The organism is Marasmitruncus massiliensis, from assembly GCF_900186535.1.
Classification (GTDB): domain Bacteria; phylum Bacillota; class Clostridia; order Oscillospirales; family Ruminococcaceae; genus Anaerotruncus; species Anaerotruncus massiliensis_A.
Window position 1 is genome coordinate 133891 of record NZ_FYDE01000004.1, and the last position, 24916, is coordinate 158806.

A 24916-nucleotide genomic window follows, 5' to 3' on the forward strand; every position below is an offset into this window, starting at 1 on the left:
CGGCTTGAGCCTGTTCTGCGAAATCCAGAAACTCTTACAAAGAGGCACGCTCGTTATTTTTCTAAATAAAAAAATCGAGATAAAAAATGTCCTACTGTCCATTCGTTATAGATGGGCAGTAGGACTTAGTATTATGATGCCGATTTCAGTTCTTCTCTGCTGGCATCCTTCTCAAAGGAATACTCCACATTTTTTAGTTGATCATGATCCAAGCATACTTTAAATGTTACCTTAACCTTTTCATGGTATACGTCCACACGCTCCACATAGGAATCAATGAACTTTTTTATTTGGGGCTTATCCCGCTTGAGAACAAATTGTTTGAAGGAACTTAGATAGTTGCGAACCATATCTTCTGTAATTTGGGTAATTGGTTTGGAACCGTCCAATCGTTTCAGCAAAGCGGATACTGAGGCCATCTCACATTCAATATCTTTCAGTTTTTGTGTGAATACATCGTCTATCCCTGCCGTGGTAATAGCGTCTATAATGTTTGTCTTTTGATGTTCCAACTCCTTTTTTCTTTTCAGGTATTTGTCCCTGTCTGTATCTGTACAGGCAGTGGTTTTTTGTATGTAGTCATTTAACTCACTGGTTATTTGGGGGATCATATCGTCATTGAACAGATATTTTTGCAATTGGTCGATGACGAAATTTTCCACGATATCCCGCCTGATTTCTTTGTTGGTACAGTTCAGATTGTTGTCTCGATGATTGCATTTGTAAGTAATCACTTTAGGACGGCCTGGGGCGGGGTAACGACCGTTTCCGTGCATCGCATGACCACATTCTCCACAGTAGATTAAACCGCTTAGCAGGTACATTTCTTTAGCCTTAAATGAACCCGCATACCGCTTGTTTTTTGCCATTCTTTCATTAACACGGTTCCAAAGGTCCTCGTCAACAATGGCAGGAATACCTCCGGGAATACGAATGATTTCGCTGTCTGGTTTGTATGTTCTGGTGCGGGAACCGTCCGGGCGTCTGGATGAATGTTTATTGTAGACAAACACTCCTTTATAGCGTTCATTATGGAGTAGCTCAAAGATGCTGTTTTTGCCGAACGGTTTATTTGCTTTGGTCTTGTAACCCAATGCGTTTAGCTGATGAATAATCGGACGATAGCCGTACCCCTGATCATACATTTGAAATATCAATCTTACGGCATCCGCTTCATGTTCATTGATCACATATTTCTTTTGAGAAATATCGAATCCTAGCGGTGGATGCCCGCCGCAAGTGTTCAAATTATATGCGTTTTCCCGGAGTCCTTTCATGATTTCCATTGCTAAATTATCGATATAAAACGAGTTAATACCGGCTATAATAATCTTCATCAATTTTCCGGCTGGTGTGCTGTCCAACTTTTCCATTACACTTACTAAATTAACCTCGAGCATTTTCAGCTGCTTTTCGTACTGCATGCTGTCTGCAATATCTCTGCTAAACCTATCGAGTTTATGGACAATCACAGCTGAGAATTCACCGGTCTTTGCGTCTTCCATCATCTGCTGGAAAGACGGACGGTGATCCGTCTTTCCGCTGATTGCTCTGTCCTCATAGAACCGCAGGATATTATAACCCTCCTGCTGTGCAAAATATTTGATAGCCCTCTTTTGTGCGTCTATGGATTCTTCTCTTTGATGATTGCTCGAAAAACGGCAATAACCGACCGCGTTAATCATGATATATTATCCTCCTGGTATATTTTAAGTATAATATGTATTTTAAAAATCTGTCGATTCAGTAGTTCTAATCTCATTTAACAGTTCTACAAGAGGAAACAGGAAACCACAACTATCCTCTTGCTCGTTTATTATTTTCAGTTTAAATTGGCCATCGTCAGATGTCTTTTTAACAGCTTGCCTGTCTGCAGCCACTTCAAATGTATAAATCATTGAAACAAAACCCCTTGTTTACGATAGTTCAGTAGATTTATTTATGCTATTTCCATAGGCGGGCTTACCTATGGAAATAGCTTACTCTCAAATTTATTTAATAGTAGGTTTCGTCAATTCTGGCACATTCCACACTGCAATCTTTTTATGGTTGCATGGTGGCGTGCATTTTATAAATTTCCGGGTGTCTCAAAATTCTATGGTTTCGTCAATGTCCGCTTCTTTTTTGCCATCTGTGATGATGTCCGTAATATTTTCATACACATTTCCAGTTTCATCAGCACCATGTTCAATTTTCAAAGAACCATAAGTACCGATCAATTCCTGTAAATTCAATTTTCGTTTTTGATAGGCTTTGCAGATGATTTCCATGAATTTCATGAACCGACTTTCTGGGTGTTTCGAGTAATAAAAGCTCTTCTTGATGCTTTTTGTTTCATCTCCAATTTGCAGCTCAAAAATGAAACTGATTCTTTGTTTTACCCCATAGTCCGTTAAAACATTATGTTCCACATCAATGTTGGATAGGGTATAGGGGTATTGCCCTTCTGGAATTTCAGTTTCACGGGTAAGGGAAAAATCAAACAGGTTTTCAATTGACATAATAAATATCCTCCAAATTATAATGTAATCATTGTGTCGACGATGATTGGGACGCTTTTAACTAGCTCGCTCATACCATCAATCATAAAATGTTGTAAAATGGGCTGAATTTGTGTAGCCTTGGAAATTGGGGTCTCCAAAACAATTTCATCGTGAATCACATTCACCAGCATGCAATCATCCGGCAGATGTTTTAATAAAGCAGTAAGAGCAATTTTTAATCCTTCGGCTGCGCTAGCCTGTACTGGCAAATTGACTCTGGCAATTCCTTTGGGATAATCGGTCCATTGTCTACCCCCCAAACTAACAATTTTATCGGTGGTTAATAAATGATTATGGTAAGCTCGTATCTTTGAATAGGTTTTGTAAAAGTTGATTTTAATCTGATCAGCTTGTTGAACAGTCAAATTAGCATCAGACTTCTGATTTACTGCTTCACAAAGCCCGTTTGCAGATATGCCATAACAGACTCCAAAATTGACACGTTTTCCAATGGAGCGCTCCTGTTCGGATACCTGTTCCAGCGGTTTTTGAAAAATAACACTGGCTGTCTTTGCGTGTATATCGGCTCCTGAGCAGAATGATTGAATCATATTGGCGTCTTGGGCGAGTTCGGCCAATATCCGTAATTCTATCTGGGAGTAGTCGCCGCTCACAAAACAATAACCATTCTGTGGCCTGAAATAAGGCTTTAATTCTGACGGAAATGCCTGTAAATTGGGTTCTTTACAAGACATGCGCCCAGTTTTGGAACCGTCCAGGGACCAACTGGCATGTATCCGATGATCTGGCTGAATCTGGCTATGTAATTTGTCACCGTATTGATTTATAAACTGTTGGATACGTTTGTAGCGGTAGAGAAGGCCATAAACAGCATGTTCATTGCGATGTTCCTTCAGGTAATCGAAGCTCATGCTTTCAGGATAAAGGTTGTTTTTGTACAGCTTCCAAACCAGCTTTTTAGATTCTGTAATATCTTCCGTCTGGCATTTCAGATGGTTACACAGTTCAGAGCACAGTTGCCCTTTTATCCCTAACTTCTCCTGTAAGATTTCCTGCTCGTAACGGGGCCAATCAAAACCAATTCCGTTGCACTCCAGCATGTTTGTAATCATATTTTCCATGTAGAATTCATCCTTTCCTGAAATATGGAATTATTGATTCCCATAGACACCTACTTGCTATGGGAATCAGAAAGTGTATAACACTCACAATAGTTTGTATTTTACCGCGTCCCCAGCGCCCCCTTGCCCCTCGAACGGGGCAGCAACCAAGCATTTAGAAGCTAATATCGTAATCAGAATTGGACGCTGGGCGCACATATTTGCGCTTATATCCGTCCAAATAATCCACCCCATGAACACGTTTATATTCCAGCCTGATAGTGCCGTCTGCTTTACCTGCCTGAATCTTCAGCATGTTCCAAAATGTCTGGCGATTGACAGCGTCTAGGCTGTTGTCATTGCTCCAATTATGGTAATCGCTGTAAATATCGCTTTTCTTTACACGGCCCCCATCACATTTGGGTATAGCTCTCTTCGAAAAATACTCCTGTGGGGTTTTGCTGGTTCTGATAATGCTCCATAAGACTTTGAATGGCTGCGCAGGAAGAGAATAGGTAATCATTGGCTTGCAGTCTTTTTAAACCTTCCAACGCCCAATTCAGAATACCCGGCAATTCTCGAAGCAGCTTCTCTACCAGAAATTTATCTTCATTCTCGTCGAACGTCTGTGTAAATGGGATGATCAGGATTTTGCGGAAGTATCCATAGGTGACATCCGTAGTGCTGGGAAGTGTGTTAAGCAGCATGATCATTTTACAATTCAGCCTTGTAGACAGGTCATCTTTGTACTTCCTTGTGACGTTAACCGTGTCTCCGCTGATGATAGCCTTGAAGTTCCCTGTATCAAATTTGCCCAGAAGCTCATTTTCGGCAGAGATATTTACATTTTTGTTGACCAAGCTTGATAGCCCAAAATTGTCATTGAGCTGGCTCAGCTTAACGTTCGAGACATTTTCAGCGCCTACAAGGGCTTCAATCATTTTGGCGAGCACACTTTTGCCATTTTTTCCATTTCCATATAGGAAGAACGCTTTGTCGGCTTTCACGTTGTGACACAGGCAATATCCGACCATTTCCTGAATCACTTTGCCAAGCTCCATATCGCCTCCGGTTATTTCACAGATGAACTGTTCGAACCGGGGACATTTTTCATTGGGGCCATACTGCATAGGCAATTGTACAGTACAGTAGTAATCCGGTGAGTGAGGATGCAGTTCTAAAGTTTCAATGTCAAGAATCCCATTACTCAGATTAATCAAATCGTCTTGGTTGAAGCACATGACAATCTTTCGAATGTCACGCTTGTAGGCATCCATAGCCGCTAGCTCATGGCCTAAAGACCATAGTTGGAGAATCTGGTTCATGAGGCTTTTTACAATTTTGCCAATTATCCAGTCTTCGGCCTCTTGATAGAACCCTTTTAGGTTGTAAATGTAGAGGTTCCCCTGATGGTCCTGAACGGCTCTAATGCATTTTGAAAGATATATGGCGAATTTGTTGGCGCAGAACCCGTACTTAACGCTGCCATCTTTTTTTCGCTGGACAATGAATCCAATAGCTTCTAATATCTTTTCTGGGTTTTCCTGATTATCTGGACGGGGTAGCAGGAACCTGCTGTCAATGTAATCTGATGTAGTAAATTCATAGTTGGTATCCATATTACCAATCCTTTCGTTCAATAGTGTAGCCACATAATAGAGGGCTTTAGGTGTTAATAGTCTTTTACAGTTAGGGATATGTACGGACGATTTCCCAGCCCGTCAGTTTGCGTTCAATTATCGAGGTGCTGTGCAAGAGAAAGCTTTAACTTACATCCTTACTATATCAGTTTTAAAAAGGTGGGTTTAAAATTTTGCCAGTCGGCAGCCATTGTCGCCCAATAAAAAAAATCCTGAGCATCAGCCTATAAAGGGCCTCCACTCAGGATATAATTTTATCTATTTACTTTGTCGCTTATTTTCGCTGCTGTGAATTCTCTGCTCTCAGTACTAACAGTTCAAAATCCTTTTTTACGGTTTTTATCCCTAACCCGGAAAAGCAAATTTTACTGTCTGGGTCATCATCAACTTTTTTCCCCTTTCCTTTTTTATAGGATATTAATTTATCTATAGTATAAAGCCATTTAACCTGGTTTAGAAATGAAATCCTCTGATGCTTCGGTATTAGCATGAACAGAGGAAGATTTTGTTTTGATTTTTTTTATATAATTTTTGAATTGCCATGGACATTTTTTTGGAATGCTCCGCAATGACAACTGTCTGAGGGTTATCTTTCAGTTCCAGTTTATCTCTTACACATTCATTTACCACCAAAAAAATATTGCCATGACCAAGTCTATTCGAAATTATTTTTTACATCAATGTATTTTTCAGTATTTTCGATATTTTGCAGTATAACGCCATAAAACCGATTGGTTAACCTCAACGCTATTTTATTGGGGGATTTTTGCGCTTTACTTCTGGTAACGCCTAGGTATATAAAATGTAAAACCCAAAAATTCTTTTTGGCTTTAAAATACGGTCCAAACCATGATTGGTCTTTATACTGTAAATCAAAAAAATCAGAATCAGGTCGATTTTTTGCATCGTTTATAATTTTTATTAATGTAGAAGAAGATACAGATAATTGATATTTTCGTTCTAAATACACTTTTAAGGTATAGTCATCCCAAACCGAGTATGGCAAATTAAAATCTAAAGGATTATTTTTCATGTCATTATATAATTCGCTTCTAATTTTATCGGTAATTTTTTTAGGCTTTTTGAATTCTTTATAATCCAAACTGGATTGCCCATTTTCCTTGAAATCTGCTGCGTAGCGTTGGATTGTTCGCTGAGACAGACCGTATTTAAGCGCTAAAGACTTTGTTGTTACTTCTTTAAAATAGTGCAATAAGATTTCTGCTTTTATTTTGGATTTTTCATCTGTGCAATTTTGAAGATAATCCTCCAGTATTTTTATATACATTTCATTATCATTTTCCAATTTATAATTCCCTCCAATATAATCATTCTACATCATTGGGGGCTTTAAAATCAAATCAAGATAATCACCGTCAGAATCGTAAGTGTTGAATACAAAAAAGAAAAGTAATTTGAATCAAAATCGTGAAAGTGATCACTAGGGGTAGGATTAAAACTAAATGGCATTGTCTTTATGATTTCATAATTAATATGGTAGATATGCACATATAACATGATTAAAATAGTGTGTTTTAGAGAAATATAAATATATTATTGACATATAAACTAGTATGTGCTTTAATATTGTCAAACAATCGTACTATCATTCAATCATTCAATCTACAAATGAAAGAGGAGTGTTTTTATGAAAAAAAGGTATGCAGCAATATTACTCAGTCTCATTGTAGCAGCCAGCATCATTCTATCGGCGTGTGGCAGCAAGTCCTCGACATCTTCCATGCCGTCTGCATCTCCTGCAGCGGATTCTTCTGCCGTAGGCGATGCAGGCGGTTCCTCCACAAATGTGGTTTCATTTAAAATGGTTGGCAACAATTCATCCGCATTGTCCACCGAGGCCGCTAAAAAAATTGCCGCAATCATTGAGGAAAAATCGGGAGGTTCTCTAAAGCCGGAGCTGTATCTGGAAGGGCAATTGGGTGATAACGACGAAGATCTTTGCACAGGGCTATCAGAAGGTAACTATGAAATGTTGCTCAATGCCGAGATGCTTTTCAACTGGGCGGTGCCGGATTGGATGGAGTTGTTCAACATGGCATTTATCTTTGAGGACCAAGATCATCTGCAGAAGTTCTGGGAGAGCGATATGGGTAAAGATCTTGGGCAGCAGTTGATCGAAAAGTATGGTGTTCGCGCCCATCTCAATACGATTGCATTGCGCGGTCCCCGTTATGTGACCGCAAATAAGGAAATCAAATCGGTGTCCGACATGGTAGGGTTAAAATTGCGTACGCCGAATAATGCGGGTGTAATCGCATCGTGGAAAGCGACGGGTGCCAATGTGACGCCGGTTGCGTGGGGCGAACTATTTGGTGCTCTGCAGAGCGGAATCGTTAATGCGCAGGAAAATCCGCTTGCGAATATTGATCAGGCAGGGCTCTATCAAGTTCAAAGCCATTTGATGCAGACGGAACACCAGTATACCAACTATTTTATGTTCTTTAATGAAAAATGGTATCAGACGTTAACGCCAGAGCAGCAGCAGATTATCGGTGAAGCGATTGACGAAGGGTTCAAATGGCACAACGAGCAGGTCAATGCGGAAGACGAGCAGTTTTTGAAATCCTTCCAGGAAAAAGGTATGACTCTGATTACAAAAGATCAAATTGATATCCAGTCATTTAAAGATAAAATTATTCCTGCACTTCTTGAAGAAAACAAAGATAAGTATCCGGAAGGTGCCTATGAAAAAATTCAAGCACTGAAGAACTGATTGAAAAGGGGAGCTTTCAGATGAACAAAATTGCAACCGTCATGTCCAAACTGACCAAATGGCTGGAACAGTTTGTTAAGGTTGTTTCGATTATATTGTTAGTCATTCTGGTCTGCACAGTGTTCTTTCAGGTGGCCAGAAGAACGTTAACTGGAAAGTCGTTTGTGGAGATCGAAGAGTTTTCAATCGTGCTGGCTTCTTGGTGCGCTTTCATGACGGTTGCATATGCGGTGCGCAGAAAAGTGCATGTCCGCATTGAAGTGTTTACTGAAAAGCTCCCCTTTTATCCAAGTCATATCTTGATGCTGTTCATTGAGGCAACCATATTTGTAGCAGCGGTATTTCTGGTGCGGTACGGATGGCAGCTTGCACAGAATAAAATGATGGTACCTATGACGGTACTTCCCATAAAATCTGGCTATTGGTACATTTCTTATCCCGTTGGGATGGCTTTCGCCTGCATTTTTCTTCTTGATAATGTGATTCAGGAAATGGCGATCATGATAAATGGTTCAAAAAATATAGAACAGTCCTAATCGGAAGAAAAGGAAGAGAGGTATCAACAAATGCTGGTAGTGCTTGGTTTTATTCTGATGATCGGGTTGGGAGTGCCGGTTGGCTTTTCTATGGTTCTTTCCGCATTTTTCTATGTCATTATGACAAATTCTGTTTCACTAACATTTATTCCTCAAGCTATGGTAAGCGGTGTTTCCTCCTATACCATGCTAGCGATTCCGTTTTTCATGTTGGTAGGCGAACTGATGAACAGCAGTGGAATCACTAAACGCATTTTTAATTTTGCCAATTGTTGTGTGGGCCATATCACCGGTGGGCTCGGCCATGTAAATGTCCTGTCCAGCATGTTGTTTGCGGGCATGTCCGGCGCGGCAGTCGCCGACTGCGCAGGCTTGGGTGCCATTGAGATAAAGGCTATGACAGAGGAAGGGTTCGATACTGATTTCGCTGTAGGAGTCACGGCGGCCTCTTCTATTATCGGGCCAATTATCCCTCCGAGCAGCCCGATGGTTATGTTTGGAATTGCAGCAGGCGTTTCAATTGGTTCCCTGTTTATGGGTGGGATCACTGTGGGTGTCATTATGGGACTGTTTATGATGGCTACCGTGTACATCATTTCAAAAAGGCGCAATTACCCAAGACACCACAAAGCGCGGCTACGTGAAATTGCAAAATCATTTTTTTCTGCGCTGCCCGCGTTGCTGTCTCCCATTATACTTGTGGGTGGTATCTTATCTGGCTTCTTTACTCCGACAGAAGCGGCTGCTGTGGCTGTATTTTATTCCTTATTTGTAGGGCTGTTCATCTATCGGGAATTGAAATTTGACGATATTATACGAGTACTGATAAACGGAATAGAAAATTTGGGCCTGGTTATGCTACTGATGTCCTCCGGAAAAGTATTTGCATGGGTGCTGGGTATGGAAAAGATTGCGGAACGCACCACTGCAATGTTGTTCAACATGACCGGAAACAAAGTTATTATTCTGATATTGGTGAACCTTCTCTTACTCTTTATGGGCACTTTTATGGAAACCAACGCAAGCATTTTAATTTTAACTCCCATTTTAATGCCAATCGCGGAATTGATTGGGATGCATCCGGTTCAATTTGGTGTTATAATGATATTTGCACTAATGATCGGCTTGTTGACTCCACCGATGGCGATTTGCCTCTTTATTACCTCCAAGCTGGGCGGAATTTCATTCCAGCGTGCATTTAAGGCTGTCACACCGTATTATATTGGGCTGCTGGTTGTTCTGGTGCTCATTAACATCTTCCCGCAGATTATTCTGACTGTACCGAAATTGCTGCTGGGGAGTTCATTTTAGGTGGTAGAGTATGGAACCGATACAAAAAAAATCTACAGTGGACCTCGCGGTAGAAAAGCTCATTGAATATGTGCAGAGTGACAACGTCACAGTAGGGGATAAGCTACCTGCGGAAGTTGTACTTTGTAAAGAGCTGAACATTAGCCGGACAACGATGCGGGAAGCTTACCGGGTTTTGCAGTCACAGGGGTATCTGGAAATACAGATTGGAAAAGGTGCTTTCGTGAAAAGCAAGGAGCGGGACTTTATCCAAGAGGCAATCGAATGGATTTCTTCCCATAAAGTACAAATGAAGGATTATTTGTTTGTACGCATGGCGCTAGATCCGTTGGCAGCCCGTCTTGCCGCAGAAACGGCCACTGAAAATGACGTCGATGAACTGTGCAAGATTCACAAGTTGTTTGTTGATGCTGTTCATCGCAGGGATAATGCAGCCCTAGAATTATATGATGCGAAATACCATGAGTGTATTGCGCAAATAACGCACAATGATTTGTTGTTGTCCTTAGTGCGTATTACGAACCATTATTTCAAGATTCTACGTCAGACCAGTTTTCGGTTTGAAGCGCATGTGGATCATGCGCTCATGCCTCATGAACAGATTTTGGCTTCCATTGCGCAAAAGCAGCCGGAAAAGGCTGCGCAGGCAAGTATAGAGCATATGCGCACAGCTTTTCAGGATCTGTGCGGTTGGCAGCCGAAGCTTTGAATTGAGCTAACAAATGAGAATATAAAACGAAAACCTTCTATTGCAGAATCATTACAATAGAAGGTTTTGTTATATCGATAGAAGATTATAATGTTATAATTCCGATGTTTGAAGTTCTTTACTGGATGCTTCCGTGATATTTCATGAGTTAATTTTCGAGTCTAATACAAATTTGTTGAATAACTCACCAGATTATATTAATTAAAAAAGAAAGGCAGAGAATCCTCATACCTTTCACAGTGCTAGGGCTTCTTGACCCGGCAACAGACAGCAATAACGCTGACCGCCAGTTTTACGCCTCTCATAAAGTATTCCACTGCTTTTTCGGCAGTCAGGAAGTTCAGCATGGGCAGCGTCTCCGGCCCGGATGTATAGAAAAATCATTGTAGTAGGCCAGCATCAGAGTCAGTAAAAATCCAAGAAAAAACAGGATAAATTCCATATTATAAACACCTTTCCGTATGATAATAGCCCACAGCCATAAAAAGCTGTGGGCGTTTGTTATTTGGATTGCTGCTGATCGTCCGAATTCTTTTTCTTTCCGCGCGTAAACAACCAGAGCACCAGAAAGAATATTGCGACGGGGATTGCCAATGCTCTCAGAAATTCCAACAGCAAAAACATGATAATCGCTCCCGCAACAAGGCATCCCCAGAATAATCCCCAGACCGCGCCGCAGCCAAAATAATAGATTGTAAAGTACTTATTGATCAGGTGATAAAAATACAGCCCGATGGGAAGCCCCAGAATCAGGCAAATCAGCGCATATAAATCCACGTATGTAGTCTCCTCATTTCTGTCTGTTATTTTAATAGTTCCGCGATTTCCACGTTCAACGCCAATGAGATTCTTTTCAGAATTTTAATAGAACAATTGCATCGCCCCTTTTCCACATCACATAGATAGGATGGGGAGATTTGAGCCATTTGCGCAAGCTGTTTCTGCGATAGATGCCGTTCCTGCCGGATATTTTTGATCTGTTGTCCAATACTCATTTGTCACCACCTCTGCCACAAAACTAATTATACGTATATACAGAATATTAGACAAGGACAACCATGCACTTTCTACGTTATAACGGATTCGGTACGATATTATCGTATTATCATTGCGGTTTACACAGGAAAGATTCTTTGCTATACTAAGATCAATACGATCATACCGAATTGTGGGGAGGAATCAGCGTTGACAGTCGGCTCACACATCAAAACATTACGCAAACAGCGGAAAATGACGCTGAAGGCCTTGGGCGAAAAAACTGCGCTGTCCCCCTCGTTCCTCTGTGATATTGAACAGGGGCGCACAAAACCATCGTTAAAACGCTTGGAAGCAATTGCGGGTGTATTGGACACATCCGTGGCCTATCTCATGGGAGAAGAGACGTATGCCGATAAAGTCCCACAATGGATTTCCGATATTGTCCGGGAACTATGCCATTCAGAGGATGGATTGGAGATTATGCGGTTGTTATCCGACTATTCCAAATGGAGTGAATCCGACCGGCAGGAATTTCTGCAATATCTGCGCGTTAAAAACATGCTGCGGAACACAGAAACAGGAGCATAGAAATCATTCGGATTTCTGCTCCTGTTTTTCTTTTTCCGGGTATTGATAGGGTACCAAATACCATCTTAGCCGTACGCTGGTTCCCAGCGGATGAAAACCCCGTTTCCCGTTGACATCCGCAATTTCAAACAGTTTGTCCCTGTAAGGTTTCAGCATGTTCAGAACCTCCTGAATACGGTTATCCACTGATTTTTGTGTCTGCCCCTTGCCCCATCCGAGAATTACCTGATCCGCTTTATGGCAGCTTTTTAAAATCCATTCATCATTTTCAGGACAATTTTCAAATGGGTTTGCGTCCAATTTTGAATAGAGATTGAGGATGTCCACAGAACCGCACCCAAGCTGATAACAGTTGTTGAGCACGTATAGACTGGTAATGTCCATAGCAATCTCATTGGCCCGTACAGACGGAGCGATCATGATAATGCTGGCTGAGGGTTTGGAATTATCCCAGGATTTCTTCAGGCTGAAACGGTGTGTCTTTTCATCGTTATATAATGCTTCCGTTCGGATGATGCTTTTTTCGTTCATAGTATCAAGCTCCTTTCTAATATTCATCTGCATAGAGCATGGTGGCGTGCGTCTCATCGTCGATGCAAAACACCTTGCAGTCCACAGGCGATTTACAGGCAACCATAATCGTCTTTTGATACGGCGGTACCTCCTGCGAATGTACAATGCGCTGTTGCAGGACACCGTCAGGGTTGCGCTCAGCAGACAGGCTGAACACTTGGAGGTAGTCCAGCTCCTGCGATTGTTTGAGGCTGTCTATCATGCTCCATAGAATGATCTGGAGTGAGAGGGGAAGTGTTTCTGCAATACCTCTGGTCATGTAGCGTGGGTTTTGAAACATGGTTATAACTCCTGTTCTAATTGTTGAATTTGATGGTCGTTCAAGTTTTCCGCAGGAATCAAAAAGTCGCTGCAAACCTCACTGTTAAAGAGGAAAACAGCAACATAATAATTCTTCTGGCTAAACGTATGCTTGGTGACCTGTTCAAACAGTTTGCCTGTGAGTTCCGAACCGTTTTCTACGACAAACAGTTCCCCATATTCCTGCAATGAAAACCGCTCCAATGGTACAGAACTATTGGAGCAGAATATTTGATGCAGCTGTTTAAACCGGTTTGACAGCAATAAATACAGGCCGGGGTCATTATCCGGCTTGAGTGATTGCACGTCACTCCATGTGCTGATCCTGATCATTCTCATTCCTCCCGCAAACAGAAACAGAGATGCTTCCGAAGTTGGAAACATCTCTGTTTTGTATTTCGAATGCCACCTGAGCCCCCATCCTGAATGCTTCCGCAAACGTTTCGGACAGTTCCATGTCAGAATAATCCGAGCGGTATTCCAAATAGCGTTCCAGCAGTTGAAACTGCTCGTCTGATAATTCTTTGTGCAGCTGATACAGAAGTTTGCTGGCCTTGGTTTGCGCTTCTTCATATTGGGGGTCCGGGGGCGTGATCGTCTGGGATGGACTAAGGTCGCCGTAATAAAGTTGGTGCAGGATAGATTTTGACATAGGGGTTAACCTCCTTGAATTTAGATTCAAGGTTAGAATATAGATTTATTTTTCTTGTTGATACGCATAGCGTTGCATTTTATAAAAATGTAGAAACGGATACGGACTTACCGTATTCTTTATCCTGAATGTAGAACTTGTACAGAATCACCAAATATGAATTGAGATTATGCTGCGATACATGTAAAATATAGTTAAATAATGTAGCACGGAGGAAAATTCATGAAGTGTAAAAGAATGATTTTAACCACAGCGATCTGCTTATTGGATCTGTCTTTGATGAGCGTGACAGCGTTTGCAGCCTCATCGACAGCCAGAATACCTGTTCGTGCGGAGCAGGTCTGTGAGTCCGTGGAGGGAGTAAAAGTTCATGGATATTCGGAAGGCATGTACCTGATCTCTGACAAAAATGGGCAGTACGGATTTGTGGACAGCAACTGGAAAGACATTATTAAGCCGCAGTACGATTCTGCGCAGCCATTCTATAACGGTCTGGCAGTAGCAGAAAAAAGCGGGAAGTTCGGCTGTATTAATAAGAGCGGCAAAACTGTGGTGCCTTTCCAATGGGATTCATTAGATAAATTCGAATACGGTCTGGCATTGGCCGCTGTCGGTTCCAAAGAAGATGAATACAGTTATGTAGAAGGGAAATATGGGTTTATCAATGCATCCGGGAAAACTGTAATCCCTCTGGATTGGGATAAAGCGGAATCCTTCTCTGATGGGCTGGCGGTAGTTACAAAAGGGGATAAAAGCGGCTATCTCAATGCGAAAGGAAAGCTCGTAATCCCTTGCAAATATGATACGGCCTATTCTTTTCACAACCAATATGCCGTCGTATGTGAAGATGGAAAATGGGGCGTAATCAACCAGCAGGGACGCTATGTCATAAGACCCGTTTGGAACGGAATTATGGGTGATGGACAAAATGGGATTTATACAGTTATGCAGGTAGAACAGGGAGGACCGTATTCGTTCAAATATGGATTTGTAAATATTCAGAATCAGGTAATTTTAGCGCCCAAGTATGATGAAGTCTATGAATTCAATCATGGGTACGCGAATGTCAGGGACACGTCCGGCAAATATGGGCTGATTGACACGAAGGGTAATTGGGCTATTAAGCCGATATACACCGCGCCTCTTGATTATGAGGACAATGGGCTGATTCCTTTTTCCCAAAACGGCAGCTATGGGTATATGGACTTTAACGGAAATATTGTGATACAGCCGCAATTTTCAATGGCGTATTCCTTTAGCAAAGGTACTGCAGGAGTACAGAAAAACGGCGGTACAGGCATCATCAATACGAAGGGCAGTTATCTGATTACGCCTACTCTGGGATATCAGGAGATTGTTTTGGCGGACGATGAAAATTATCTGATCGCACAAAAACAGAACCGGTCTGCCGTCTATAAGCTGATTTATCAATAAAACCCATCCGTATAATACATATTGTAGAGAAGAGACGCTTTATAACATAAGGCGTCTCTTTTTGCAAGCAGCATGAAACGAAATCACAAAAATTATTGTAAGAATTGCGCAAAAAACGATGAGGCATGTTGAAATATAATTGGCTGATAGGTATAATTATATGGTAAATATATGGAATCGTTACGTATGGTTTTGTGTTTAAATCATTTTTTAAACAAGTTCAGGTGATTTTTATAAAGACTTTCTGCTAATAGCAATAACACGCAGTTCACCCAACGGTGCGTCGTGCAATAATGTGTGATTTGCCTAATGATGGGCCATAGCAATCATCAGAAAGATTTCTCAGACAGCATCGGTTTGCGAATTGGTGCGCAACTTTCAATTATGTCTACCCAAGGACAAACCAGGAGAAACGCTTTAGGCCTGTTGAATGCATTCTGCAAACGTAAATGACGAGCGTCAGCAACCTGCGCAATCGCGGGGATTATAAGAGAACGATTTCACTTCTTATTAGAGGGATGACAGCATGAATTATTTAGCACACATTGATCCCATACATAATAGAGAGCAAAGCATTCTCGAACATTTAACAGGCACTGCCGCAATGTCGGCCAAATTTTCACGAGCTTTTTTTGCAGGAGATTTGGGCTATCTGTGTGGAATTCTGCATGATATCGGCAAATATTCTGAAAAATTTCAGCTGCGCATCAAAGGCTCCGGTGACTCCGTGGACCATTCCACGGCAGGCGCGCAGGTGGCCTTTTTTGAATTGAAGAACGTGCCTGCGGCTTTTTGTATTGCGGGTCATCACAGCGGCCTGCCCGACCTTGGAAACCGTAAGCTCGATATAGCAGACGCCCCCACTTTCTTTGGAAAAATGGCCCGCAAGGTGGGACGGGATATTGAAGAGTACAGCCGATTCCAGTCTGAAGTCAGTTATGCGAATTCCCCACCGCCACCCTCGTTGCCGGCTGATGCACAGAGCCAGTTTTTCTTTGTGCGAATGCTGTATTCCTGCCTCGTGGATGCGGATTTTCTTGATACGGAGGCATTTATGAACAATGGTGCCGTCCAGCGCGGGAACGAATCCACCATGGAAGAACTGAGCAATCTGCTCGATCAGTACATAGCGGGTTGGTGGGATGCGAAGGCCGCTCTTAATCAAAAACGTTGTGAAATTCTTAATACGCTGCTGGAAGCGGGCAGACGCGACAGGGGGCTATTTAGCTTGACCGTTCCAACAGGCGGCGGTAAGACAGTCAGTTCCATGGCGTTTGCACTGCGGCACGCGCTCAAACATTATCTACGGCGGGTAATCTATGTCATCCCCTATACCAGCATCATTGAGCAGACACAGCTGGTATTTGAAAAAATATTCGGCGCAGAGAATGTGGTCGCCCATTATGCGGGGGTTGAGTATAGCACCGATGAAAACGGAACCATTACGGACAAGCGCTATCTTGCCGCCGAGAATTGGGACGCACCTATCATTATAACGACCGCTGTGCAGTTTTTTGAGTCGCTGTACGCCAACCGTTCGTCACGCTGCCGCAAGCTTCACAACATTGTGAACAGCGTTTTGATATTTGATGAAGCGCAGATGCTCCCCGTTTTCTGTCTTGAACCCTGTGTGAATGCCATTGCACAGCTTGTAAAAAACTACGGATGTACCGCGGTGCTCTGCACGGCGACACAACCTGCGCTCAATCCGCTGTTTCAAAAGCGTCTGGAGGAGTTTCCTATTCGTGAACTTTGCCCGGACGCCGCGGAAATGCATGATTTTTTTCGGCGGGTGCGATATGAAAAGCTGGGAGTGCTTTCCAATGAAGCACTGGCGTACAGGCTGAATGGTGAAAATCAGGTTTTATGTATTGTCAACAGCCGTAAACAGGCACAGAATCTCTATGAACAGCTTGAAAAAGACGGCAGTTTTCATCTTTCCACCACGATGTATCCCGCCCACAGGCGCAGTGTGCTGGAAGAAATACGCAGCCGTCTTTCCAAACATCTGCCCTGCCGGGTAGTTTCGACAAGCCTTGTTGAGGCGGGGGTGGGTGTGGGTTTTCCCGTTGTTTATCGCGCGCTCGCAGGGCTGGATTCGATCATTCAGGCCGCTGGCCGCTGCAACCGCGAGGGCAAACGACTGTCGTCCGAAAGCATGGTTTATATTTTTGAGGAAGAACAAAGTCCGCCCCAGATGCTTCTCCAAAACATTGCGGCGGCGCAGAGGGCGATGCGGCTGTACGAGGATCCCTCTTCGCCGCAGGCAATAGAGGAATACTTTCGTTTTCTGTATTACAGGCTCAAGGACGAAAAGGAGCTGGATAAAAACCAGATTCTCAGAGAAATTGAGAGCGGAACCCTGCCGTTTGCCACCGTGTCACAGCGGTTTCATATGATTGAACAGGCGGGGTACAGCATCTATGTGCCACGCGGAGAGGGCGAAATGCTTGTTGAACAGCTTCGGGCGCAAGGCCCCAGCCGCGGTCTGATGCGTAAACTTGGGCAATATGTTGTCAATGCCTATCCGCAGCATTTTAGCCAGTTGCTGCAAAGCGGCGCTATTGAAAAAATTGGTCCGAATGCCGCCATACTGAACGATAGTTCCCTTTACAGCGAAGAAACCGGTCTTGCTTTTTTCGCAAACGAGGGGCAGGGATATATTGTCTAGAAGAAAGGAGCGGGAAAAATGTCCGTAAAAGTTGAGGTCTGGGGGGAGTATGCCTGCTTTTCCAGACCGGAAATGAAGGTTGAACGCGTCAGCTACGATGTTATGACGCCTTCGGCGGCGCGTGGTCTGCTGGAAGCCATCTACTGGCACCCCGGTATGCGATGGAAGATCGACAAAATCTATCTGCTCAATCCGATTCGGTTTACCAACATCCGCCGCAATGAGGTCAAATCCAAAATATCTGCACGGAATGTCTCCAGTGTGATGAACGGCGACACCGCGCCGCTGCTGATCAGCACCGCGGACGATATCCAACAGCGCGCCGCTATGGTATTGCAGGATGTGCATTATGTGATTGAGGCACATTTTGAAATGACCGAAAAAGCATCTCCGGGGGACAACGAGGGGAAATTTTCCGACATTATGCGCCGCAGGCTGGAAAAGGGACAGTGCTATCATCAGCCCTGCTTTGGATGCCGTGAATTTCCCGCGCAGTTTAGAAAATGGGAGGGTGAAGAGATCGAAACCGCCTGCCCCGATGCCGATATAGATCTGGGCTTTATGCTGTTTGACCTCGATTACAGCAACAGCCGGAATATCACGCCCATGTTTTTCAGAGCACAGCTCAAAAAAGGCGTGCTGGATGTGCGCGACTGCGAGGTGTTCCGATGATTCTTCAGTCGCTGGTTTCCTATTATGAAGCGCTCGCCGCCAGAGGAGAAATCGTTCGGCCCGGCTGGGAAAAGGTGAAGGTTTCCTATGCGCTGGAGCTGGACGAAAGCGGACAGCTGCTGGGTGTGCTTCCGCTGAAAGTCCCTACTGTGGATGGGAAAAAGATGATATCGCGCGAAATCATACTGCCTGCCCGCGTCAAGAAAACGGCGGGGGTGAGCGCCAATTTTCTCTGTGAAAATGCTGCTTATCTTTTGGGAATCGGTGATCCGGTAAAACCGGAGCGGGTTTTAGACTGCTTTAAAGCGGCAAAACAGCTGCATCAAACGCTTCTGTCGATGGTGGATGCGCCTTGCGCAAACGCGGTCTGTGCCTTTTTTGAGCAGTGGGATACCGCCGCGGCAAGAGAACACCCGATCCTTTTGCCTTACATAGAGGAATTTGAGAGCGGCGCCAATCTTGTGTTTTTCGTTGGTGACATCTACCCGCAGGAACATCCTGAGATCATGCAGTCTTGGCAGGCGCATTATGACAGCGAGGAAGAGGGCACAAAAATGACCTGCCTTGTTACGGGAAAGAAAGTGGTTCCGGCTGCGATTCACCCGCCGATCAAGGGGGTCAGCGGCGCGCAGTCCAGCGGCGCGGCGCTTGTCTCGTTCAATGCATCGGCGGACTGCTCCTTCGACCGGCAGCAGAATTATAATGCCCCCATCGGAAAATATGCAGCTTTTGCCTATACCACGGCGCTCAACTATCTCATTGCAGATAAAAAGCACTCCAAGCATATTGGCGATGCGACGGTGGTTTACTGGGCGGAAGACGCCGAGCCGGGCTATCGGGATGCCTTTTCCTGCTATTTGGACAGCGATGGAGACACGGTAACGAATGTAGATCTGGACGATCTGATGAAGACGATTGCACAGGGCGGCACCGTAAACTGGAACGGTATTCCTCTAAAGCCGGAGAATCGTTTTTATGTGCTCGCCCTTGCCCCCAATGCCGCCAGACTGTCGGTTCGCTTTTTTCTGCGCGACAGCTTCGGCAGGATGGTGGAAAATCTGCAGGCGCATTATAACAGACTGCAAATCGTGGGCGATGGCCGCAGTAAGTTCCAAAATATTCCGCTGTGGGCTCTTCTGCGGGAAACCATCAATGAAAAATCAAAAGAAAAATCCGCTTCGCCACAAATGGCAGGGGATACCCTGCGCGCGATTCTGACGGGCGGCTCTTACCCGGCAACGCTGTACCAGCAGACCCAGCTCCGAATACGCGCTGAAAAAAGCATTACGCGCGGGCGAGCCGCCATTCTAAAGGCATATTTGATCAAGAATACGGACAATGAAAGCTATAAGGAGGCCTTGACAGTGGAGCTAAACGAAAAAACCACCTACCAGCCCTATGTTCTGGGGCGCCTGTTTGCTGTTTTGGAGGAAATACAAAACAGGGCGAGCGGCGTTACGACCATTAAGGATAAATATTTTTCTTCCGCCTGTGCAACGCCAGCCGTGGTGTTTCCCTTGATTATGAATCTTTCGGACAAGCATCTGCGCAAGCTTGAAAATGGTCCGAAAATTAACTATGCAAAGCAGATTCAAGCGCTGACGGGCGCGATTACCCACAGCTATCCCGTGCACCATACGCTCTATGAGCAGGGCATCTTTCAGCTCGGCTATTATCATCAGACACAAAAGCGCTATCAGAAAAAAGACAGCGTTGCAACAACAGAGGAGGAAAGATAACATGTCCGAACCTATCAAAAACCGCTATGAATTTGTAATTCTGTTCGATGTGGAAAACGGGAACCCCAACGGAGATCCGGATGCGGGAAACATGCCCAGAATTGATCCTGAAACCAACTTCGGCATCGTGACCGATGTCTGCCTGAAGCGCAAAATCAGAAACTATGTTGAAACCGTCTGCGAAGACAAAACCGGCTACCGCATCTATATCAAGGACGGCGTACCGCTTAACCGCAGTGACGCGGAGGCGTATGCCTATGTAGGCGCGGATGAAAAAACCATTAAAGAAAAAAAGAAAAAAGAAGAAAAGGTGGACGAAAAAATACGTGATTTTATGTGCCAAAATTTCTTTGATATCCGAACTTTTGGCGCTGTCATGACCACTTTTGTAAAAGCGGCGCTCAACTGCGGGCAGGTGCGGGGGCCGGTTCAGCTTGGCTTTGCCCGTTCGGTCGACCCTGTGATTCCGCAGGAGGTGACCATTACCCGTGTTGCGATTACGACCGAAGCCGACGCTGAGAAAAAAGGAACCGAAATGGGGCGTAAATATATCATCCCTTACGGTCTGTACCGGTGCGAGGGGTATATTTCGGCAAACCTTGCCCGTAAAGTCACCGGCTTCTCGGAGGAAGATCTTGCATTGCTCTGGCAGGCGATTCTCAACATGTTTGAGCATGATCATTCCGCCGCCAGAGGCAAAATAGCGGTACGCAGGCTCATTGTGTTTAAGCACGATTCAGAGCTTGGCAATGCGCCCGCCTACAAGCTGTTTGAAACCGTTGGAGTCAAACGCAGGGAAGAGGTCCCCGTTGCGCGCGGATATGGCGACTATGAGGTAACAGTCCGTGAAAGCGCCCTGCCGGAAGGTGTAATATGTATGCAGATGGGTTGAGCGGATACAGCGAGGAGGAGTTCCTTCCGCTCTCGGGTTTACAGCATTTTCTTTTTTGTAGACGGCAGTGGGCTCTTATTCATATTGAGGAGCTTTGGGCGGAAAATCTCCGTACCGTAGATGGCGACTTGATGCATGAACGCACACATGACGAAGCGTTTACAGAAAAGCGTGGAAATACGATTATATCGCGCGGAATCAGCGTACATTCTTATCGGCTGGGAGTTTCGGGCAAGTGTGATGTGGTTGAATTTCATCGGGATGCTTCCGGAATCGGCATCAATGGCTGGGAGGGGCTATGGCAGCCCTTTCCGGTCGAATATAAGCACGGCGAGCCAAAGGAAAATAACTGCGATGCTGCGCAGCTTTGCGCGCAGGCCATCTGCTTTGAGGAGATGCTGTGCTGCCTAATTCCACGCGGCGCTTTATTTTACGGCCAGACAAAACGCCGCCTGCCGGTGGAATTTACGGAGGAGTTAAGGCAGGAGGTGAAAAAAGCACTGGAGGAAATGCACGTCTTATATAAACGCGGACATACGCCTCAGGTGAAACCGACAAAGGGATGCAATGCGTGTTCGCTGAAAGAAGGTTGTCTGCCTGTGCTCATGAAGAGGCCTTCGGTAAAGGCATATATGGAGGAAAGGCTATGAGAAAGCTGCTCAACACGCTTTTTGTAACAACCGTGGATGCTTATGTCAGCCTAGACGGAGAAAATGTAGTGATCCAGCGGGGAGAAGACGAGCTGGCGCGCTTTCCGCTCCATACACTTGAGAATATTGTTACGTTCACCTATCCGGGCGCAAGCCCTGCTTTGATGGGGGCTTGTGCCAGAAACAGTATCAATCTGTGTTTCTGTACACCAAACGGACGATTTCTTGCCAGAACAACAGGAAAATCCAATGGGAACGTGCTTTTGAGAAGAACGCAGTACCGCATAGCGGATGACGCCGTCGCCAGCTGCCGCATTGCCAAAAACATGATCTTCGGAAAGGTCTATAATGCACGCTGGAGCATTGAACGCACAATCCGCGACAACGGACTGAGAATTGACCAGGAAAAACTGCAAACCGTTTCTGCTATTTTGCAGAATTCTCTGTTTAGTATTAACAGCGCCACGGAACTGGATTCTCTGCGCGGGCTGGAGGGAGAAACTGCGGCGGCATATTTTTCGGCATTTGATGAACTGATATTAAACGAAAAAGCAGAATTTTTCTTTCGCGGGCGCAGCCGCAGACCGCCGCTTGATAAAGTGAATGCCATGCTTTCCTTTGTGTATACACTGTTGGCAAACGATTGTACGGCCGCTCTTGAAGCGGTTGGCCTGGATGCTTATGTGGGCTTTCTGCACAGAGATCGCCCAGGCCGCGCGTCGCTTGCGTCTGATTTGATGGAGGAACTGCGTGCCTGCTTTGCCGACCGCTTTGTTCTGACGTTAATTAACAACAAGGTGATAAAAGCAAAAAATTTTCAGGAGAGGGAAAGCGGCGCGGTTATTATGACCGATGAGGGCTGTAAAAAGCTGATCAAAGCCTGGCAGGAACGCAAGAGAGAAGAAATCACCCATCCTTTCATAAAGGAAAAAATGGCATGGGGACTTGTTCCCTATGTACAGGCGCTGTTGCTTGCTCGATATTTAAGAGAAGACTTGGAAGAATATCCACCATTCCTGTGGAAGTAGGAGATTGTAATGCTGGTGTTAATTACCTATGATGTCAATACAGAGGATGCAGAAGGAAGAAGGCGTTTGCGCCTGATTGCCAAACAGTGCGTCAATTATGGCCAGCGGGTACAAAACAGCGTTTTCGAGTGCCTTCTGAACGCGGCGCAGGCAAAAATGCTCAAGCACAAACTATGTGGCATTATGGATGAAAAGAAAGACAGCTTGCGGTTTTATTATCTGGGGAAAAATTATCAAACAAAGATTGAGCATTTCGGAACAAAAGTCAGCTATGAGCCCGAAGGTGTACTGATGATTTAGGTTGGTGCGAAGTATAAGCACACATTTCTTTTAAAAGGCTTCGCACTGTATTTATGAGTGCTAACCATTTAAGTCCTTATCGTGGTTTTGATTTTTCACTGTAAAAATATTGCAAACTTGTGCAGATAGCTGATCTTTTTAGTGAAAATCTGTGGGTGTTTGCTGTCGCTCCCCGCGCGGGAGCGTGGATTGAAATAAATAGCTACATCCCATCTACAAACGCAATTGCGGTCGCTCCCCGCGCGGGAGCGTGGATTGAAATCCGGGTGATTGGTTGCAAACATCCCTACACTGTCGCGTCGCTCCCCGCGCGGGAGCGTGGATTGAAATACAAACGAAAATAAAAACCAATTGCTTCGTGACCTGTCGCTCCCCGCGCGGGAGCGTGGATTGAAATCGAAGCCCCGCCAGATTGCCCCATAGCCGCCAACTGTCGCTCCCCGCGCGGGAGCGTGGATTGAAATCCAAAGGCGGGACAACTCCATTTACACCAATCGGAGGTCGCTCCCCGCGCGGGAGCGTGGATTGAAATCTAGAGCAAGACGAAGCTGGAAACTGGTATTACGACGTCGCTCCCCGCGCGGGAGCGTGGATTGAAATTAAGAATGTCTTGTGGGGTTAAATTTGCATCGGGTCGCTCCCCGCGCGGGAGCGTGGATTGAAATCGCTTATTGTTAAAACAGCACAATTTCCATCTCCGGTCGCTCCCCGCGCGGGAGCGTGGATTGAAATTTTGATTCCGTCAGAAGTGCGGCCGTATTTTTTAAGGTCGCTCCCCGCGCGGGAGCGTGGATTGAAATCTGAATTTCGTCAGCCGGTGCGGGTTCTCCTTCGCCGTCGCTCCCCGCGCGGGAGCGTGGATTGAAATCATCCGGTGAAGCTCCGGAAATCGGAATCAGTGAGTCGCTCCCCGCGCGGGAGCGTGGATTGAAATTAATATAACTAAAAATATGTGCAATCACATCAACGTCGCTCCCCGCGCGGGAGCGTGGATTGAAATTCGTCCTTTGTACGTATGCGCTAATCGCCAGTGATGTCGCTCCCCGCGCGGGAGCGTGGATTGAAATCCTGCCGGAGCAATACCAGCCCCGGCCTGTAATGGTCGCTCCCCGCGCGGGAGCGTGGATTGAAATTGATGAAGAAGAGTCCGGTTCAGAGGACGAAGAAGTCGCTCCCCGCGCGGGAGCGTGGATTGAAATATGAATAACACTCCTTTAAAAAATATATTTATAGTCGCTCCCCGCGCGGGAGCGTGGATTGAAATCATTATGACAAAGCTGATTATATCATGAAAGACTGGCGGGTCGCTCCCCGCGCGGGAGCGTGGATTGAAATTTGGACGCGATTGTCAGCGCGAGCGGCCGCGGCCGGGTCGCTCCCCGCGCGGGAGCGTGGATTGAAATTTTCCTCCTCTTGCCCAACGGCTCAACCTTAGTGTCGCTCCCCGCGCGGGAGCGTGGATTGAAATTGGAAGTCGGCGGGAATGCTGTTAATATTAAGGGTCGCTCCCCGCGCGGGAGCGTGGATTGAAATAGCGAGAAATGTGTTACAGCGGGGCGGCGTGAGCGTCGCTCCCCGCGCGGGAGCGTGGATTGAAATCAAGGATTCCTTTCATGTATGAGAAAAGATTCTCCGTCGCTCCCCGCGCGGGAGCGTGGATTGAAATTGGGATAAGGGGTTTTAACATCAGTTAAAAGCATAAGTCGCTCCCCGCGCGGGAGCGTGGATTGAAATTGTAATAGTAAATTTTGCTGTGCGCTGGATAGTTGTCGCTCCCCGCGCGGGAGCGTGGATTGAAATCCTTAAAGAATGGGTAAAAATCATGACCGCAGTTAGGTCGCTCCCCGCGCGGGAGCGTGGATTGAAATAGCACATGCGTTTGTTGCGTCAGCGATTACGCGGGGT

25 protein-coding genes and 1 CRISPR repeat array (1 of these 26 cut by a window edge) are annotated in these 24916 nt (G+C 45.1%); of the genes, 13 read left to right on the forward strand and 12 right to left on the reverse strand.

From position 1 onward, the window contains the following. Window positions 1-131: 131 nt before the first annotated feature. From C1A10_RS04570 to C1A10_RS04590, 6 genes are all read right to left on the reverse strand, one after another. Window positions 132-1685: a recombinase family protein gene (locus C1A10_RS04570; RefSeq protein WP_101909132.1), complete on the reverse strand. Its 1554-nt coding sequence runs from the start codon at window positions 1683-1685 to the stop codon at window positions 132-134. 42 nt (window positions 1686-1727) lie between these two features. Beyond that, window positions 1728-1898: a hypothetical protein gene (locus C1A10_RS18385; protein WP_180950988.1), complete on the reverse strand. Its 171-nt coding sequence runs from the start codon at window positions 1896-1898 to the stop codon at window positions 1728-1730. Window positions 1899-2087: 189 nt separating this feature from the next. After that, the gene (locus tag C1A10_RS04575) at window positions 2088-2501 is read right to left on the reverse strand and encodes a hypothetical protein (RefSeq protein ID WP_101909133.1); all 414 of its coding nucleotides are present in this window, start codon (window positions 2499-2501) and stop codon (window positions 2088-2090) included. A 17-nt stretch (window positions 2502-2518) separates the two neighbouring features. After that, a complete protein-coding gene (locus C1A10_RS04580) occupies window positions 2519-3625 on the reverse strand; it encodes a DNA polymerase (protein ID WP_101909134.1) in 1107 nt (368 codons plus the stop codon). A 392-nt stretch (window positions 3626-4017) separates the two neighbouring features. Further along, window positions 4018-5223 (reverse strand): DNA primase family protein, encoded by a 1206-nt coding sequence (locus C1A10_RS04585; RefSeq protein ID WP_101909135.1) that lies wholly within the window; start codon window positions 5221-5223, stop codon window positions 4018-4020. A 676-nt stretch (window positions 5224-5899) separates the two neighbouring features. Then, on the reverse strand, window positions 5900-6550 hold the full coding sequence (locus tag C1A10_RS04590) for a COG3415 family protein (RefSeq protein WP_101909136.1): 651 nt from the start codon (window positions 6548-6550) through the stop codon (window positions 5900-5902). A 342-nt stretch (window positions 6551-6892) separates the two neighbouring features. On the opposite strand from C1A10_RS04590, the gene C1A10_RS04595 reads away from it, so the two are divergent. From C1A10_RS04595 to C1A10_RS04610, 4 genes are read left to right on the forward strand one after another with little or no spacing between them, the layout of a single operon-like run. Then, on the forward strand, window positions 6893-7978 hold the full coding sequence (locus C1A10_RS04595; RefSeq protein ID WP_101909137.1) for a TRAP transporter substrate-binding protein: 1086 nt from the start codon (window positions 6893-6895) through the stop codon (window positions 7976-7978). Window positions 7979-7998: 20 nt separating this feature from the next. Beyond that, a complete protein-coding gene (locus tag C1A10_RS04600; protein WP_101909138.1) occupies window positions 7999-8514 on the forward strand; it encodes a TRAP transporter small permease in 516 nt (171 codons plus the stop codon). A gap of 30 nt (window positions 8515-8544) precedes the next feature. Further along, the gene (locus C1A10_RS04605) at window positions 8545-9825 is read left to right on the forward strand and encodes a TRAP transporter large permease (RefSeq protein ID WP_101909139.1); all 1281 of its coding nucleotides are present in this window, start codon (window positions 8545-8547) and stop codon (window positions 9823-9825) included. Between the two features lie 10 nt (window positions 9826-9835). Next, on the forward strand, window positions 9836-10534 hold the full coding sequence (locus tag C1A10_RS04610; protein ID WP_101909140.1) for a FadR/GntR family transcriptional regulator: 699 nt from the start codon (window positions 9836-9838) through the stop codon (window positions 10532-10534). 501 nt (window positions 10535-11035) lie between these two features. On the opposite strand, the gene C1A10_RS04615 is transcribed toward C1A10_RS04610, so the two are convergent. Together C1A10_RS04615 and C1A10_RS04620 are read right to left on the reverse strand one after the other, a co-directional pair. Continuing rightward, complete coding sequence (locus C1A10_RS04615; RefSeq protein ID WP_101909141.1) at window positions 11036-11311, reverse strand: hypothetical protein; 276 nt, start codon at window positions 11309-11311, stop codon at window positions 11036-11038. A gap of 26 nt (window positions 11312-11337) precedes the next feature. Continuing rightward, window positions 11338-11529: a helix-turn-helix domain-containing protein gene (locus C1A10_RS04620; RefSeq protein WP_101909142.1), complete on the reverse strand. Its 192-nt coding sequence runs from the start codon at window positions 11527-11529 to the stop codon at window positions 11338-11340. Window positions 11530-11719: 190 nt separating this feature from the next. Here C1A10_RS04620 and C1A10_RS04625 point away from each other — a divergent pair, with 190 nt between their 5' ends. After that, window positions 11720-12100 carry a helix-turn-helix domain-containing protein gene (locus C1A10_RS04625; protein WP_101909143.1) on the forward strand — a complete coding sequence of 127 codons (381 nt, stop codon included), beginning with the start codon at window positions 11720-11722 and terminating at the stop codon, window positions 12098-12100. Window positions 12101-12103: 3 nt separating this feature from the next. Here the strand turns inward: C1A10_RS04625 and C1A10_RS04630 are convergent, their stop codons facing one another. From C1A10_RS04630 to C1A10_RS04645, 4 genes are read right to left on the reverse strand one after another with little or no spacing between them, the layout of a single operon-like run. Then, window positions 12104-12631 (reverse strand): DUF1643 domain-containing protein, encoded by a 528-nt coding sequence (locus C1A10_RS04630; RefSeq protein WP_180950989.1) that lies wholly within the window; start codon window positions 12629-12631, stop codon window positions 12104-12106. A gap of 16 nt (window positions 12632-12647) precedes the next feature. Continuing rightward, the gene (locus C1A10_RS04635) at window positions 12648-12953 is read right to left on the reverse strand and encodes a DUF960 family protein (protein ID WP_101909145.1); all 306 of its coding nucleotides are present in this window, start codon (window positions 12951-12953) and stop codon (window positions 12648-12650) included. A 2-nt stretch (window positions 12954-12955) separates the two neighbouring features. Beyond that, window positions 12956-13306, reverse strand: a complete 351-nt coding sequence (locus C1A10_RS04640; protein ID WP_101909146.1) for a carbonic anhydrase — start codon at window positions 13304-13306, stop codon at window positions 12956-12958. Then, entirely contained in the window at window positions 13281-13625 is a 345-nt protein-coding gene (locus C1A10_RS04645; RefSeq protein ID WP_101909147.1) for a DUF6809 family protein, read from the reverse strand. The genes C1A10_RS04640 and C1A10_RS04645 overlap by 26 nt, the downstream gene beginning before the upstream one ends. A gap of 222 nt (window positions 13626-13847) precedes the next feature. Between C1A10_RS04645 and C1A10_RS04650 the strand changes: the two genes are divergently transcribed. The 8 genes from C1A10_RS04650 to cas2 all read left to right on the forward strand — a co-directional run bounded on the left by C1A10_RS04650 (window position 13848) and on the right by cas2 (window position 23011). Further along, window positions 13848-15059, forward strand: a complete 1212-nt coding sequence (locus C1A10_RS04650; protein ID WP_101909148.1) for a WG repeat-containing protein — start codon at window positions 13848-13850, stop codon at window positions 15057-15059. Window positions 15060-15585: 526 nt separating this feature from the next. Then, window positions 15586-17730, forward strand: a complete 2145-nt coding sequence (locus tag C1A10_RS04655) for a CRISPR-associated helicase/endonuclease Cas3 (RefSeq protein WP_101909149.1) — start codon at window positions 15586-15588, stop codon at window positions 17728-17730. Between the two features lie 18 nt (window positions 17731-17748). Next, the gene (cas5c, locus tag C1A10_RS04660; protein WP_101909150.1) at window positions 17749-18402 is read left to right on the forward strand and encodes a type I-C CRISPR-associated protein Cas5c; all 654 of its coding nucleotides are present in this window, start codon (window positions 17749-17751) and stop codon (window positions 18400-18402) included. Then, window positions 18399-20141 (forward strand): type I-C CRISPR-associated protein Cas8c/Csd1, encoded by a 1743-nt coding sequence (gene cas8c / locus C1A10_RS04665; protein WP_101909151.1) that lies wholly within the window; start codon window positions 18399-18401, stop codon window positions 20139-20141. The genes cas5c and cas8c overlap by 4 nt, the downstream gene beginning before the upstream one ends. Window position 20142: 1 nt before the next feature. After that, complete coding sequence (gene cas7c, locus C1A10_RS04670) at window positions 20143-21033, forward strand: type I-C CRISPR-associated protein Cas7/Csd2 (RefSeq protein ID WP_101909152.1); 891 nt, start codon at window positions 20143-20145, stop codon at window positions 21031-21033. Next, complete coding sequence (gene cas4 / locus C1A10_RS04675; protein WP_101909153.1) at window positions 21015-21683, forward strand: CRISPR-associated protein Cas4; 669 nt, start codon at window positions 21015-21017, stop codon at window positions 21681-21683. Before cas7c ends, cas4 begins: the two co-directional genes overlap by 19 nt. Beyond that, entirely contained in the window at window positions 21680-22711 is a 1032-nt protein-coding gene (gene cas1c, locus C1A10_RS04680; RefSeq protein WP_101909154.1) for a type I-C CRISPR-associated endonuclease Cas1c, read from the forward strand. The genes cas4 and cas1c overlap by 4 nt, the downstream gene beginning before the upstream one ends. A gap of 9 nt (window positions 22712-22720) precedes the next feature. Continuing rightward, window positions 22721-23011 carry a CRISPR-associated endonuclease Cas2 gene (cas2, locus tag C1A10_RS04685; RefSeq protein ID WP_101909155.1) on the forward strand — a complete coding sequence of 97 codons (291 nt, stop codon included), beginning with the start codon at window positions 22721-22723 and terminating at the stop codon, window positions 23009-23011. Between the two features lie 164 nt (window positions 23012-23175). After that, a CRISPR array of direct repeats spans window positions 23176-24916; the repeat unit is 32 nt; unit sequence GTCGCTCCCCGCGCGGGAGCGTGGATTGAAAT (it continues 1096 nt past the right edge of the window).

What these genes read in the sequence shown, in the direction of transcription:
- C1A10_RS04570 (WP_101909132.1), bottom strand. Translation starts at nt 1,685, where the DNA reads ATGATTAACGCGGTCGGTTATTGCCGTTTTTCGAGCAATCATCAAAGA.
- C1A10_RS18385 (WP_180950988.1), bottom strand. Translation starts at nt 1,898, where the DNA reads ATGATTTATACATTTGAAGTGGCTGCAGACAGGCAAGCTGTTAAAAAG.
- C1A10_RS04575 (WP_101909133.1), bottom strand. Translation starts at nt 2,501, where the DNA reads ATGTCAATTGAAAACCTGTTTGATTTTTCCCTTACCCGTGAAACTGAA.
- C1A10_RS04580 (WP_101909134.1), bottom strand. Translation starts at nt 3,625, where the DNA reads ATGGAAAATATGATTACAAACATGCTGGAGTGCAACGGAATTGGTTTT.
- C1A10_RS04585 (WP_101909135.1), bottom strand. Translation starts at nt 5,223, where the DNA reads ATGGATACCAACTATGAATTTACTACATCAGATTACATTGACAGCAGG.
- C1A10_RS04595 (WP_101909137.1), top strand. Translation starts at nt 6,893, where the DNA reads ATGAAAAAAAGGTATGCAGCAATATTACTCAGTCTCATTGTAGCAGCC.
- C1A10_RS04600 (WP_101909138.1), top strand. Translation starts at nt 7,999, where the DNA reads ATGAACAAAATTGCAACCGTCATGTCCAAACTGACCAAATGGCTGGAA.
- C1A10_RS04605 (WP_101909139.1), top strand. Translation starts at nt 8,545, where the DNA reads ATGCTGGTAGTGCTTGGTTTTATTCTGATGATCGGGTTGGGAGTGCCG.
- C1A10_RS04610 (WP_101909140.1), top strand. Translation starts at nt 9,836, where the DNA reads ATGGAACCGATACAAAAAAAATCTACAGTGGACCTCGCGGTAGAAAAG.
- C1A10_RS04620 (WP_101909142.1), bottom strand. Translation starts at nt 11,529, where the DNA reads ATGAGTATTGGACAACAGATCAAAAATATCCGGCAGGAACGGCATCTA.
- C1A10_RS04630 (WP_180950989.1), bottom strand. Translation starts at nt 12,631, where the DNA reads ATGAACGAAAAAAGCATCATCCGAACGGAAGCATTATATAACGATGAA.
- C1A10_RS04635 (WP_101909145.1), bottom strand. Translation starts at nt 12,953, where the DNA reads ATGTTTCAAAACCCACGCTACATGACCAGAGGTATTGCAGAAACACTT.
- C1A10_RS04640 (WP_101909146.1), bottom strand. Translation starts at nt 13,306, where the DNA reads ATGATCAGGATCAGCACATGGAGTGACGTGCAATCACTCAAGCCGGAT.
- C1A10_RS04645 (WP_101909147.1), bottom strand. Translation starts at nt 13,625, where the DNA reads ATGTCAAAATCTATCCTGCACCAACTTTATTACGGCGACCTTAGTCCA.
- C1A10_RS04650 (WP_101909148.1), top strand. Translation starts at nt 13,848, where the DNA reads ATGAAGTGTAAAAGAATGATTTTAACCACAGCGATCTGCTTATTGGAT.
- C1A10_RS04655 (WP_101909149.1), top strand. Translation starts at nt 15,586, where the DNA reads ATGAATTATTTAGCACACATTGATCCCATACATAATAGAGAGCAAAGC.
- cas5c (WP_101909150.1), top strand. Translation starts at nt 17,749, where the DNA reads ATGTCCGTAAAAGTTGAGGTCTGGGGGGAGTATGCCTGCTTTTCCAGA.
- cas8c (WP_101909151.1), top strand. Translation starts at nt 18,399, where the DNA reads ATGATTCTTCAGTCGCTGGTTTCCTATTATGAAGCGCTCGCCGCCAGA.
- cas7c (WP_101909152.1), top strand. Translation starts at nt 20,143, where the DNA reads ATGTCCGAACCTATCAAAAACCGCTATGAATTTGTAATTCTGTTCGAT.
- cas4 (WP_101909153.1), top strand. Translation starts at nt 21,015, where the DNA reads ATGTATGCAGATGGGTTGAGCGGATACAGCGAGGAGGAGTTCCTTCCG.
- cas1c (WP_101909154.1), top strand. Translation starts at nt 21,680, where the DNA reads ATGAGAAAGCTGCTCAACACGCTTTTTGTAACAACCGTGGATGCTTAT.
- cas2 (WP_101909155.1), top strand. Translation starts at nt 22,721, where the DNA reads ATGCTGGTGTTAATTACCTATGATGTCAATACAGAGGATGCAGAAGGA.